General features: G+C 36.3%; 9 protein-coding genes and 3 pseudogenes. 9 read left to right on the top strand and 3 right to left on the bottom strand.

All coding sequences use genetic code 11. From position 1 onward, the window contains the following. The first annotated feature begins 175 nt into the window (after window positions 1-175). From JFU18_RS26965 to JFU18_RS26975, 3 genes are all read left to right on the top strand, one after another. Window positions 176-925 carry an IclR family transcriptional regulator gene (locus JFU18_RS26965; protein WP_137058891.1) on the top strand — a complete coding sequence of 250 codons (750 nt, stop codon included), beginning with the start codon at window positions 176-178 and terminating at the stop codon, window positions 923-925. 76 nt (window positions 926-1,001) lie between these two features. Then, window positions 1,002-2,642 (top strand): M20/M25/M40 family metallo-hydrolase, encoded by a 1,641-nt coding sequence (locus JFU18_RS26970; RefSeq protein WP_201050379.1) that lies wholly within the window; start codon window positions 1,002-1,004, stop codon window positions 2,640-2,642. A gap of 404 nt (window positions 2,643-3,046) precedes the next feature. Beyond that, entirely contained in the window at window positions 3,047-3,715 is a 669-nt protein-coding gene (locus JFU18_RS26975; RefSeq protein WP_201034092.1) for a protein kinase family protein, read from the top strand. Window positions 3,716-4,427: 712 nt separating this feature from the next. On the opposite strand, the gene JFU18_RS26985 is transcribed toward JFU18_RS26975, so the two are convergent. The 3 genes and pseudogenes from JFU18_RS26985 to JFU18_RS26995 form a co-directional block, all read right to left on the bottom strand. After that, entirely contained in the window at window positions 4,428-4,961 is a 534-nt protein-coding gene (locus tag JFU18_RS26985) for a GNAT family N-acetyltransferase (protein ID WP_201034091.1), read from the bottom strand. Between the two features lie 162 nt (window positions 4,962-5,123). Beyond that, window positions 5,124-5,273 (bottom strand): hypothetical protein, encoded by a 150-nt coding sequence (locus JFU18_RS26990; protein WP_170972744.1) that lies wholly within the window; start codon window positions 5,271-5,273, stop codon window positions 5,124-5,126. Window positions 5,274-5,706: 433 nt separating this feature from the next. Then, window positions 5,707-5,963 (bottom strand): annotated as a pseudogene (locus tag JFU18_RS26995) (IS4 family transposase); the annotation flags it as partial. Window positions 5,964-6,329: 366 nt separating this feature from the next. Here JFU18_RS26995 and JFU18_RS27000 point away from each other — a divergent pair. The 6 genes and pseudogenes from JFU18_RS27000 to JFU18_RS27025 form a co-directional block, all read left to right on the top strand. Then, entirely contained in the window at window positions 6,330-7,499 is a 1,170-nt protein-coding gene (locus tag JFU18_RS27000) for a serine hydrolase domain-containing protein (RefSeq protein WP_201034090.1), read from the top strand. Window positions 7,500-7,911: 412 nt separating this feature from the next. Continuing rightward, window positions 7,912-9,438: pseudogene (locus JFU18_RS27005) on the top strand (thiol-activated cytolysin family protein). A 507-nt stretch (window positions 9,439-9,945) separates the two neighbouring features. Beyond that, window positions 9,946-11,175, top strand: a complete 1,230-nt coding sequence (locus JFU18_RS27010) for a serine hydrolase domain-containing protein (protein ID WP_085311913.1) — start codon at window positions 9,946-9,948, stop codon at window positions 11,173-11,175. 375 nt (window positions 11,176-11,550) lie between these two features. Further along, window positions 11,551-11,847 carry a transposase gene (locus JFU18_RS27015; protein ID WP_201031948.1) on the top strand — a complete coding sequence of 99 codons (297 nt, stop codon included), beginning with the start codon at window positions 11,551-11,553 and terminating at the stop codon, window positions 11,845-11,847. A gap of 8 nt (window positions 11,848-11,855) precedes the next feature. After that, window positions 11,856-12,737 (top strand): IS3 family transposase, encoded by an 882-nt coding sequence (locus JFU18_RS27020; protein WP_201033798.1) that lies wholly within the window; start codon window positions 11,856-11,858, stop codon window positions 12,735-12,737. Between the two features lie 70 nt (window positions 12,738-12,807). Continuing rightward, window positions 12,808-13,251: pseudogene (locus tag JFU18_RS27025) on the top strand (acyl-ACP desaturase); the annotation flags it as partial. Between the last annotated feature and the right edge of the window lie 39 nt (window positions 13,252-13,290).

Genomic DNA, 13,290 nt, shown 5'->3' on the forward strand with positions numbered 1-13,290 from the left:
ATTTTCAGATAATTAAAAAGAAAAGTCAATATTTTTTTGTTTGCGTTTTCATTTTTTGATAGTGTTATATCTCTATTTTTAGAAAATTAAATAAATTAATTGATTTCAGTTTGAATTTTTGATAAATTGATAGGTAATTAGGCTAAACATACTACAAGTAAAGTTGAGGCGAGTTATGGTACAGTCCATTGATCGAGCGATAGGTATTATTAAGTTACTGAATTCTACAAATGAAAAAGAGTATTGGGCTATTTCTGATATAGCTGATAGAACACATCTCCCGGTTAGTACAGTACATAGGTTACTGAACTCTTTAATGGAGCATGGATTAGTTACGCAAATTTCAGAAACAAAACAGTACAAGATTGGACCAATGTGGATGGAAATAGGATTACGTCAATTGGAGAAGGTAGACTACAGATCTGTTGCAAGAGAAGTGATGAAGCGTGTGGCCTCTGAAGTTGAAGAAAGTGTTTATTTGAACATTCCAAATGGAACACATTCTATTATCATTGAAAGAATTGATAGCCCTTTAAAAATTCGAGTTATCGATAACTTAGGGGAACAGATTCCACTTTCGATTGGAGCCGCAAATAAAACGATGCTTGCCAATATGAACACGAATGAAATGGAACACATTGTAGAACATTTACTTTCTTCTTTACCAGAACAAAAGCAAATTCTTTTCGATCAAATAAAGCAGATCAGAAATGAAGGATATGCTGTGAGTTATGGTGAAAAAACAGAGGGGACAGCTTCAGTAGCTGCACCTATTATAGGATTTAATCATAAAGTAGTAGGAGCATTAAGTGTTGGGTTAATTAGTCATCGAATTAATGATAATCGACTATCTTTTCTTATTAGTAAGGTAAAACAAGCAGCTCATGAAATATCAGTAAAAATCGGCAGTACATCAGAATTATAATTTTGATAGCTGTCGTCATTTTTTATTCATATATTGGAATTGATTTTCATAATGCGGAAAAATAGGGGGGATTTATATGTCAAAGTGGCAATCTAAAGACCAATTGGTTCAATTATTAAGCAATCTTGTTGAAATTCCTAGTATTACAGGTTCAGAAGCTGAAGTTATATTGCCAGACTTTGTTGTAGAACAATTATCTGACTTACAGTATTTCAAACAAAATCCGCATCATTTACAAAAAAATCCGACGGGGGATGGACGATATTTTGTTACAGCCCTAGTAAAGAAAAGTGATAGTACGAAAAATACTGTAATTCTTGTTAGTCACTTTGATGTTGTAGATGTACAAGATTATGGAGTGTGGAAAGAAGATGCATTTAACCCTAAAAAATTAACATCTATGTTTTATTCTCATAAAGATGAGCTACCAGATCATGTACGTGAAGATATTGAACAAGGAGATTGGCTATTTGGTAGAGGAACGATGGACATGAAATGTGGTCTAGCTTTACAAATGGCGATGGTTGAGCAAGCTTGTGAAGGAAGATTTGATGGGAATGTTCTTTTATTGGCTGTTCCAGATGAAGAAGTGAACTCTGTAGGGATGAGAGCTGCTGTTCCAAGATTATTAGACTTAGCAAAAGAACATGACTTAGAATATAAAACGGTCCTAAATTCAGAGCCTATGTTTTCAAGACATCCTGGTGACCAAAATAAGTACATTTATACTGGTTCTATTGGTAAGGTGTTACCTGGTTTCCTTTGCTATGGAAAAGAGACACATGTAGGCGAACCTTTTGCAGGATTAAATGGGAGCTATATGGCTGCATTATTAACAGCGGAATTAGAGTTGAATACGGACCTTTGTGATATTGTAGAAGGGGAAGCGAGTCCACCACCAACTAACTTGCTTCAAAGAGATTTAAAGGAGGATTATTCTGTACAAATTCCTCATCGTGCTGTCACATTATTTAATTTGTTTTTACTAGAAAAAACGATGACAGATGTAGTTTCATTGTTACGCCAAAAAGTAACGAAAGTAGCAGAGAAAATCGAAGAATCGTATGAGGAGCGAGCGTATCATTTTTCTAAGTATAATCCGTTCATACCGCCGAATCTTAAAGTAAATGTATTAACGTATGAAGAGCTTATCGCTTATGCAATTGAACAACATGGAAGAGAAAAAATAGATGAAATTCAATCCGATATTATAAAAAATAGAGAAGATAAAGATGATCGTGCAGTAACTATTGATTTAGTAGACAAATTATCTATCTTATGTAAAGAAAAGGCTCCAATGATTGTACTTTTCTTTGCGCCGCCATACTATCCAGCTGTGAGTTCACGCAACAATCCTTTAATTAAAGAGGTAGTTGTAGAAATGGAAAAGTATGCCCACTATAATCATAGCATTACATTTGAAAACCAAAATTATTTTGGAGGAATTTCAGATTTAAGCTATGTGGGCTTACAAAACCCATTGGATTCAATGAGTTCTCTTGTAGACAATATGCCATTATGGGATAAAGGTTATTCGATTCCACTAGAGGAATTAGAAGAGTTTGACGTTCCAGTATTAAATATGGGACCAGTAGGAAAAGATGCACATCAATGGACGGAGCGTCTGGACGTAAATTACGCATTTGAAACGTTATTAGATATGTTACCTAAATGTATTGAAAAACTACTTGTTTCTAATAAAGTTACACAGTCATAGTGTTTGCATAAGAGCGAGAAAAGGACCGTAGTGATACGGTCTTTTTTTCGTAATGAATAGTTTGAAACCTTAGATTTATGAAATTGTGATGTAAGAATTCTCCTTAAAATAGATTCGCAATAAACTATTTAGAGAGAGTAGATATGGCTTGTACACTTTTTGTAACGGTATTTGCTGAGTTTTTGTATAATATAATTATGTGAAGTTAACATAACTTATTGTATCAATAATATACATTTGCGTAGAATATCCATTTTAAGATTTTGAAGTACCCCCCTAAATGAAAAATTTATTTCGCTAAAGTTAGTTACTTAGTGAAGTCTGCTCATTTTTTTCGTATTAGGGAAGAATGTACTTTTTAACTTGATGGGTATGGGGTAGTACCCCCTTGTAGCAAAACCGGAGTGGAAATGATGAGTATAAATAGTTTTGTGAGATTGATAAAGGACGAATTATTAAAAGAGGTAAGCATAAGAAGTGAGGATGAATTCGAGCCTATAGTAGTTAAAGATATTCCTAGACTTTGGAAGTGTTTAGGGACAGGTAATTATGCCGCAGTATTTATGCACAAAGAATACAAAGATTGGGTAGTGAAAGTTTACGCGCGAGAAGGAGAAGGAATTGAAAAAGAGTCAGAAGTATACCGAAGAATCGGAAATCATCCTTCTTATTCGAATCTTATATATAAAGGAGAAAATTTCATAGTATTGAAACGTTTAAAAGAAATTACCTTATACGATGCTATCCATAAGGGGATTAAAATTCCTAAGCAGGTAATCCTTGATATCAATGAAGCTATAGAGTATGCAAGGGAGCAAGGATTAACTCCTTGTGATGTTCACGGAAAAAATGTGATGATGGAAAATGGAAGGGGATATGTAGTCGATGTATCTGATTTCTTAAAAACAAAAGAAGATAGTACGTGGAGAGACTTAGAAAAGGCATATTTTACATTTTACTTGCCATTTATTTATAAATTGCCTTTCCCTGTTAAAATACCGTATTTCATGTTAAACATTGTTCGACGTTCATATAGAAAATATAAGAAGCTTAAAAAGAAATTCAAATTGTAAAAGGACCACATACTTATCTTTAGGTTAGATAAGTGAACCACTAGTAAACAAAAGGACCGTACATTTTAGATATGTCTAATATGTACGGTCCTAATTTTATAACTTCATGAAGTAATTTATTTATAAAATGATTGTAACAATAGAATATACTATTTCAGTACATTTCATTTTAAATATATTGATGTACTATAGTTCTAAACAAATCACAATAATGGATTAGAAGGGGAATAAACTGTGTAAACATACTCAATTGAGTATTAAACTTTTAATCTAATTTATCTTTGCATAGATGCAGGTATCAGTTAGTTTTTTACTGTCAGCTGAAAGATCTTCATTACTTGACACTCCCACCCCTAAAGGGGCCAGCTGACTAACGTCAGTGGGATTCTTGCTACCAAAGGCGAAGTCCATTTCTGGTATCGCTGACGTGCAAGATTGCGGTGTGCCATCACCACTCCCACAACAGACCATATAGGTTCGTGGGCTACGGTACTGTGACCATACCGTACAGATTGTTCGTTCTCAACTGTTTTTACGTCTTTTGCATGACGACTTAATACATTTTACGGAGTAGAAGAATTGGCTACCCCAACCTCATATGTATTCTATTTTCAGAGAACAGTCGTTTTAGAGTCTTTTGCATGACTATGAATAAAGTATACCATGTTTTGCTATGCAAAAACGATGCTTTCATCCCATGTCTAAAGACGGACTAAAGTCCTGCGTGGGCTTTCCCGTATCGTAAATTCTGTAATATCCCTTCAAGCTCAAAACCTAGTTTTTCAGGGATCGTACGACTTTTAGTGTTAGTAGATTCACAGCGTATTTCAATCCTTCTAAATTTGAGTAACTGAAATCCAAGGTTTGTTAACTCACTTACTACCTCTGTCATATATCCATTGCCACTAAATTGCGTATTAATCCAGTATCCAATTTCACATTTAGAAATTTTCCAATTAATTCCGTGAAGGCTAGCAGTTCCAATAAAATCATTAGTATCCTTATGATAGATAAGATAGCGAAAGCTTTCTCTTTTCAAAAAATCTATATGGGCATTTCTCAGGAGAATTTCCGTTTCTTCAACAGTAGGAATTGACTGAAATAAAAGCAACCATTGTTTTAACTCATTAATTGAATCCTTAATAGCTTGGTGTACGACATTCCCATCACCAGCTTGAAGTGGTGCTCGAAGAATTAGTCTGTCTGTTTCTATTTGTAACGGAACATCTAATAAAATAGAATTCATATCATTTCTCCTCTCGAAAACTTTAAATTATGACAGAATGAAACTTATATAATAAAAAAACTTTCACCCAAAAGAAATAATTCTTGAGGACGAGAGTTGCAATTTCGTGGTACCACCTCAGTTGGTTGATATGTCACCATATCAATCTCTTCGGGTACGTTATTATGATAAATAAATTAAAAAACACCCTATCTCACTAACAGGAGATCCCGTCACAGCAGCACTATAAGTTATTATAGAACCGTGCGAAGCTCCTAGTCTTTCTTCATTAAAAACTTGATATGTAGCAATACAGCAAAGCTTATCCCCCATAAAGGGACCTCCCAAAAATTAGTAAACAATAAATGTATATTCAATTAATCACTTAGAAATCCCTTTTCACATATTGAAAACCAAACTGCCAGTTGGTACAAAAAATGGCTACCGAAGCAGCCTTAGGTTGTTTAACTCATGCATGCGTTAGTTGAATAAGGAATTATTATTTTTCATCTATCAAATTCCAACCTTTGTCTTTTGCATAATGGGGTAGCACCACATTCCTATCAACTTAAGAAAAGTTAACACCCCACAAACAAAAAATGAGCTGACTTCTCAAAAAAACTAACTGTAGAGAAAGAAAATTTTCATTTAGGGGGTACTTCAAAACCTTAGCTTGATGGGCTTTTTTCTTTTTTCTAACGATCCAGTGTAAGTTCTTTAAATATTTTCATACCAGATAAACCCTATTGGGTTTTAATTTTTTGGATTACGCTACATGCTTGTGAGGCATAGAAAGGTTATATACGACGCCTAAGATATCAAAGACGGTTTCTTCTCATACCTATGGGATTTTCGTCCGTTTTTCTGTAAGAGATCAAACAGACGAAACAATATCTTTGTTAATTCTTTGGTGTCTTTTTGTAGAGATTCATAAATAAGTAGAAAATAATCTTTTATGATATAAATCGCTTTATATTCGCTTAATTCTCGTTTCTTCTTGATGAGAATTAATTGGCACATTTGAGACACAGAAGCTATTTTGAACGTAAGGGATTTGTAAGGAATAGGTAAGGAAAAAGAGATTTTCATTGTGTATGATGAAAATATAAAGAAGCATGAAAGGAGGAACAGATATAACTTATATATGAAAAACAAACCAGTTAATAAGAGTGTTTCATGGAAAAGAAATAATTTCTGAGGTTAACATACATGCAAAAAGAGGGATTTACCGTTTATTAGGACAGAATGGAGCTTGTAAAAATAATCATTATGAAGATGATTACGAATTCAATGTTGACTTTTTGTCATCGGTAGAGATGATAGCTGTGTGGTGAGTATGAAATATCAAGCAACCACCTATACAATATGAATAGAGGAGAGGAATGCCTTATGAAAACACGTAGTCAAATTACATTTGCAAGTCTTGCCCTTTTAATAGCTGGAAGTTCCCTGTTATATACAACACCAGCCTCAATTGTAAAAGCAGAGCCCACTCAAAATGTATCTAGTTCGTTACAAACAAGCACCCAACGAGATCGTACTTCCGTCAAGCAAGCAATGCGGGATACATTGCAATTTGGATACCCGGGGATACTTGCTAAAACTTCTGAGGGTGGAAAAACGTGGAGTTATGCCGCTGGGATAGCGGATCTGAGAACCAAGAAACCAATGAAAACAGATTTTCGCTTTCGCATTGGCAGCGTGACGAAGACGTTCACAGCAACGGTTGTACTTCAATTAGTCGGAGAGAACCGCTTGAATCTAGACGACTACATCGAAAAATGGTTGCCTGGTGTCATTCAAGGAAACGGATATGATGGTAACCAGATTACTATTCGGCAGATATTGAACCATACAAGTGGTATCGCTGAATACTCAAGGTCAAAAGACGCTGACTTTACGGATACAAAAAAATCGTATACGGCTGAAGAGTTAGTGAAGATGGGGATTTCTCTGCCCCCGGACTTTGCCCCAGGAAAGGGCTGGTCTTATTCAAACACAGGATACGTATTACTAGGTATTCTTATTGAAAAAGTAACCGGAAACAGCTATGCGGAAGAGATTGAAAGTCGGATTATTGAACCGCTTGAATTGTCGAATACATTCCTACCTGGCAATTCAAGCGTTATTCCAGGCACCAAGCATGCCCGTGGATATGTCCAACCAGACGGAGTAAGTGAGCTAAAAGACGTTACTTATTATAACCCAAGTGCAGGTAGCTCAGCTGGAGATATGATTTCTACTGCTGACGACTTAAATAAATTCTTCTCTTACTTGCTCGGGGGTAAATTACTGAAAGAACAGCAACTAAAACAAATGCTTACTACAGTTCCTACAGGAAAAGAAGGAATCGATGGATATGGTCTTGGAATCTATGAAACTAAGCTTCCAAGCGGTGTCTCGATATGGGGACACACAGGTGGCATTCTAGGGTTTACTACTCTTGTTGGAGGTAAACTTGGAGGCAAGCATACGTTGGTCGCCAATTGGAATAGTTTGGGTAGAGCTGACAGTCCTAATCCTTTTAAAAATATTTTACTTGCTGAATTTGGTAAGTAGGTAAAAAGGAAAAATTTTTTTCATAGTTTTCATAGTTAAAAATATACTTTTCTAGTTCAAAAGCCCCAACTTATTTTCAAAAAAATTTGGGGCTTTTTTTGTTTTGGTGGCGTTTATTCTTCTTAAATAGATAGATATGTATGGTGACTCCTATATGTAATATTGCATATAAGAATGTGTCGATGAAAATGAAAGCGATTACTATAATAGGGACATAAAGATAAATCACATCTTAGCAACAACAAAAGAGGAGGAAATAATATGGAAATCGCAATGGCAGTTTTGAAATTTTTAGGTGGAGTAATTCCATTAGTTCAAGAACTTTTAAAAGTATTTATGTAAGTTTATTATTCGGCAATTATTTATAAATAATTATCATACCTTAATACGAAAAACAGAAGGGGATATTTTTTTGGAAATTAAGAAAAACAACAAAGGAATAAAATTTCTAACATGTTTATTAGTTAGTTTATGCACTATTAATTATTCATCTATTTCCTTCGCGGAAACACAAACAGGTAATGCAAATGATGCAACAAAAAATGCTAGTGGCATTGATACTGGCATAGCAAGTTTAAAGTATGATAGTAGAGATATTTTAGCAGTAAATGGTGATAGAGTAGAGAGTTTTGTTCCGAAAGAAAGTATCAATTCAAATGGTAAATTTGTAGTAGTTGAACGTGAGAAAAAATCACTTACAACTTCACCAGTCGATATTTCGATTATTGATTCTGTGGCTAATCGTACTTATCCAGGAGCCGTACAACTTGCAAATAAAGCTTTTGCAGATAATCAACCTAGTTTAAGTACCTAAGAGAAAACCTTTGAATATTAGTATAGACTTACCTGGCATGAGAAAAGAAAATACAATAACCGTTCCAAATCCAACATATGGTAATGTGTCTGGAGCAGTAGATGATTTAGTATCTACTTGGAATGAAAAGTATTCAACAACACATACGTTACCTGCAAGAATGCAGTATGCAAAATCTATGGTTTATAGTAAATCACAAATAGCAAGTGCTCTTAATGTTAACGCTAAATATCTTGATAATGGGCTGAACATTGACTTTAATGCGATTGCAAATGGAGAGAAAAAAGTGATGGTTGCGGCATATAAGCAAATATTTTATACAGTAAGTGCTGAACTACCTAACAATCCATCAGATCTTTTTGATAATAGTGTTACTTTTAGTGAGTTAACTCGTAAAGGGGTAAGTAATGCGGCTCCCCCTGTTATGGTGTCAAATGTAGCTTATGGCAGAACAATTTATGTGAAGTTAGAAACAACATCTAAGAGCAAAGATGTACAAGTTGCCTTTAAAGCCTTACTTAAGAATAACAGCGTGGAAACGAGTGGACAGTACAAAGATATTTTTGAAGAAAGTACTTTTACCGCTGTAGTAGTAGGTGGAGATTCAAAAGAGCATAACAAGGTTATTACAAAAGATTTTAATGAAATACGAAATATCATTAAAGATAATGCAGAATTAAGTCTTAAAAATCCAGCATACCCAATTTCATATACAAGCACTTTCTTAAAAGATAATTCAACTGCGGCTGTTCATAACAATACAGATTATATTGAGACGACAACTACAGAATATTCAAGTGCTAAAATGACGCTTGATCATTACGGTGCATATGTTGCTCAATTTGATGTATCTTGGGATGAATTCTCATATGATCAAAATGGGAAAGAAGTACTAACACATAAAACTTGGGAAGGAAGCGGTAGAGACAAAACTGCTCATTTCGCTACAGTCATACTACTTCCACTGAATTCAAAAAATGTAAAAGTCGTAGCGAGAGAATGTACAGGTCTTGCATGGGAATGGTGGAGAACAATTATTAATGAACAAAATGTTCCGTTAACAAATGAAATAAAGGTTTCAATTGGAGAACATTATACCCAACTGCTAATATTAATCATAATTAAAGGCAACGTATACGTCCGAAACGCCCTGTTTACAGGGCGCTTTTTTACTTAGTTGAAAGTATATCGGCGTTTTTCAAATATATCATAATCAATTCGCGAATCTTATAATCATATTTTTAATGGCTGCATGAATGTTTTCAATGATTTCATTCCTTATTATTAAATCTCCATAAATTTAAATTAGCCTATCTTTATTAATTTATTATGTATCAGCATTTGGATTTTTTATAAAGAAAAGGCACTATCATCAGAGTGCCTCTTCTTACTTAATCTACAATGGGATAGCAACACATCGCCATCCTTTCTGTATATTTCTACAAAAAGAATAACGTTCTCTGTGAATTATGGATATAAATTTATCTTAGGTTGATAGTGATGTATGATGCCTCCATATACATAAATACATTTTGTCGAAATTATTAAAAAGGGGAATTTTTCTATTTGAAGAACTAATAATTGATTGTCAATATGTATTAGAAATCTCAATCTAAACTAAAGGAGAACAAAATGGGACAAAACAATAAAGGCTTTTCTGAAACAGGATTGCGCAAAATGCGCAATGTACTGGCGCAGCATGTCGATTCTGGAAAGATTCCTGGGCTCGTCGCCTTAGTCAGCCGAAACGGGGAGACGCACGTCGAAGCGCTTGGAACAATGAGGCATGATGGTGGCGCACCAATGCGTCGGGACACGATCTTTCGATTGGCGTCCACTAGCAAGCCGATCGCAGTTTCACCAGTAATGGTTCTGCTCGACGAGTGCAAACTGCATTTAGACGACCCAGTAGACAAATGGCTGCCCGAACTCGCTGACCGGCAGGTGTTGAAACAGCCCGATGGTCCACTGGAAGAGACCGTCCCAGCACGGCGTCCTATCACTGTACGAGACCTGTTGACCTCCACATTCGGTCTCGGATTGGATCTCACGTTGATGGGTTCTCCGATCATGAACGCGTTCTTCGAGAGTGGGATATTCGACACGCCAGGGCAGGATATGCCCGATCCAGATGAGTTTATGTGTCGCCTAGGTGCACTTCCGCTAAGCTACCAGCCCGGAGAGCGGTGGCAGTATCATATCAGTATTGAAGTGCTCGGCATTCTTGTTGCCAGGGTCACGGGTCAGACATTCGAGTCGTTCCTGCGCGAACGCATATTCGATCCACTGGGAATGAAGGACACTGGTTTCTACGTGCCTGAGCTCAAGATTGACCGGCTTCCACCTGCCTTCAACCCAGATCCGCAGACAGGTGAGTTCATCGTGTGGGATGAGGGTACAGGCGGACGTTACAGCAAACCTCCAGCATTTCAAGCAGGCGGTGGTGGGCTGCTCGCAACCATCGACGATTATCACGCATATTTGCAGATGCTGTTGAACAAAGGGATGCACGGAACCAAACGGATTCTGTCTAGGCCCGCAGTCCAGCTGATGACCACCAACCGTCTTACTCCTGAACAACAAGCATACCGAGACGATTTGGCCAAAAACAACGTCCATTTGTCGTTTGGACAAGGGATACAAGGTGGCTGGGGCTTTGGGATGGGGGTGCGTACCTATCTTGGAGACTACGCGTCTATCGGTCAATTCGGCTGGGATGGCGGAACTGGCACTACAGCTTACGCTGATCCAGACAAACAGTTTATTGGAATTCTGTTCACCCAGGTTGGGATGTCCACTCCGGCCCCATCGCATCTTATCCAAGACTTCTGGACCACGGTCTACCAAGCAATCGAAGACTGAAACCGAACTTAGGTATTGTTTAAAGGAAAACTCCAAGACAAATTATACGCATGATGGCCACCATCAATACCATGGTTAAAAGCTATGGCAGGACGGGAAGTGTTGGAAGTACTACGAGAACAGTTTGGCATTATTAATAAGAGCCAAATAAAAAATCCTCAGTTATTTATGTGAATTCAAATCGTTTTTTTCGTTTTGGGGGTGATTGATTTCTTAGGTTGATAGCGATGTGGCGGTACCTCATTTAGAAGACTAGTATATACTGCTAGTCTTTTTTTTGAAGTAAAAAGGCCACCTATTCCCTGATATGATCCCCTTATAGTAGACAGGAAAAAGAAAGCACATTAACCTGTTTACTATGGAGGGGATTTTTTCATGGGAAAAATTAGAGTCACTTACGATGTAGAATTTAAGAAACAAGCTATAGATTTATACTTAATAGAAGGCATGAGCTATAAAACCATTGCGAAAGAATTAGGTATTCATCACTCGGTTGTAAGTCGTTGGGTGAAACACTTTGAAGCTGAAGGAATCAAAGGACTAGAAGAAAAACGCGGTAAAGCGAAAGGACCAGGTTTAGGTAGACCAAGGGTTAGACCCGAAGATCCTGAAGCTAAGATCAGACGATTAGAAGCGGAAAATGAAATGTTAAAAAAGCTCTTAGGGATGTAAAAGGAGGAATGAAAGTCGTATCCAAAATAAAAAAATTCGAAGTCATCCATGAAATGACAAAAACAGGTTATACAGTGACCATTCTATGCGATATTGCTGGTGTAACCAGAAGTGGGTACTACAAATGGATAAAACGGCATACGACGCCTTCAAAAAAACAATCAGAGGATATCGAAATTAAGAAAAAGATATTGAAGTGTCATAAAAAATTAAGAGGAATTTATGGATATAGAAGAATACAAGTGTGGCTGAAAGCCACATATAACCTTCATTTGAATCATAAACGCATCCAAAGATTGATGAGTGAACTAGGTATCAAAGCCGTAATTAGGAAAAAACGACCTTATTACGGAAAAAAAGAAGCTTATGTGATTTCAGAGAACCATCTAAATAGGGAGTTTCAAGCTTCAAAACCGAATGAGAAATGGGTAACCGATATTACCTATTTGATTTTCAATGGACAGCGCTTGTACTTATCCGCTATTAAGGATTTATACAATAATGAAATTGTTGCCTATGAAACCAGTCGTAGAAACGACTTAAAACTTGTGTTAGATACACTTAAAAAGGCAAAGAAAAAACGAAATGTGAAGGGAATCCTCTTACATAGTGATCAAGGGTCCCAGTATACATCTCGTCAATATAATCAATTACTTAAAAAATATCAGATGAAGACAAGTATGTCTCGAAGAGGCAACTGTTGGGATAATGCTTGTATGGAAAACTTCTTCAGTCACTTTAAGGCAGAGTGTTTTCATTTACACTCCTTCCATAAAGCGAATGAGGTCAAACTTGCCGTGCGTAAATATATGTACTTTTATAATCATCAAAGATTTCAAAAGAAATTAAATAACCTGAGTCCATATAAATATAGAACTCAGGTTGCTTAGTTGCGCTTTTTTAATACTGTCTACTTGACAGGGGTCACTGCACCCTAGGAGGCCCTTTTATTTTATATAACTACAAGAACTTGCAACGATGGTGTTTTACAATAATGTCGCTAAGATTGCAAGTAAGCATGATCCAGATCTTGCTACATTATTACGCCGCCTTGCCAAAGATGAGACCCTTCATTATGCTTTTTATCGAGACGTCATTTGAACACATTTGGAATTGGAACTTAACTATTGCTATCATATTGCCAATATAATTAGAAATTTTAAAATGCCAGGTGCTGTCATGCCTGATTTTGAAAATAGAATGGCTGTGATTGCAAAAGAAGCGAATTATGGACCATTACATCAAGTACTTGATGTAGTGGTTGATTATTGGGGTTTAAAAGACTTACGACCAATTGCACCTCTAGCTGAAAAAGCAAGAATTGAGATTATGGAGTACCACACAAGATTGAAAAAAATACGGGAGCGATTTGGTCGTTTTCAAGGGAAAACTGATCTATGTTAATGAGTAGAGATTTCAGAATATAAGCGGGGAAATTCCCCT

Origin of the sequence: Bacillus sp. TH22, from assembly GCF_016651015.1 — a bacterium.
Lineage (GTDB): Bacteria > Bacillota > Bacilli > Bacillales > Bacillaceae_G > Bacillus_A > Bacillus_A mycoides.

What these genes read in the sequence shown, in the direction of transcription:
- JFU18_RS26990 (WP_170972744.1), bottom strand. Translation starts at nt 5,273, where the DNA reads ATGGGGGATAAGCTTTGCTGTATTGCTACATATCAAGTTTTTAATGAA.
- JFU18_RS26970 (WP_201050379.1), top strand. Translation starts at nt 1,002, where the DNA reads ATGTCAAAGTGGCAATCTAAAGACCAATTGGTTCAATTATTAAGCAAT.
- JFU18_RS27000 (WP_201034090.1), top strand. Translation starts at nt 6,330, where the DNA reads ATGAAAACACGTAGTCAAATTACATTTGCAAGTCTTGCCCTTTTAATA.
- JFU18_RS27020 (WP_201033798.1), top strand. Translation starts at nt 11,856, where the DNA reads ATGAAAGTCGTATCCAAAATAAAAAAATTCGAAGTCATCCATGAAATG.
- JFU18_RS26965 (WP_137058891.1), top strand. Translation starts at nt 176, where the DNA reads ATGGTACAGTCCATTGATCGAGCGATAGGTATTATTAAGTTACTGAAT.
- JFU18_RS27015 (WP_201031948.1), top strand. Translation starts at nt 11,551, where the DNA reads ATGGGAAAAATTAGAGTCACTTACGATGTAGAATTTAAGAAACAAGCT.
- JFU18_RS27010 (WP_085311913.1), top strand. Translation starts at nt 9,946, where the DNA reads ATGGGACAAAACAATAAAGGCTTTTCTGAAACAGGATTGCGCAAAATG.
- JFU18_RS26985 (WP_201034091.1), bottom strand. Translation starts at nt 4,961, where the DNA reads ATGAATTCTATTTTATTAGATGTTCCGTTACAAATAGAAACAGACAGA.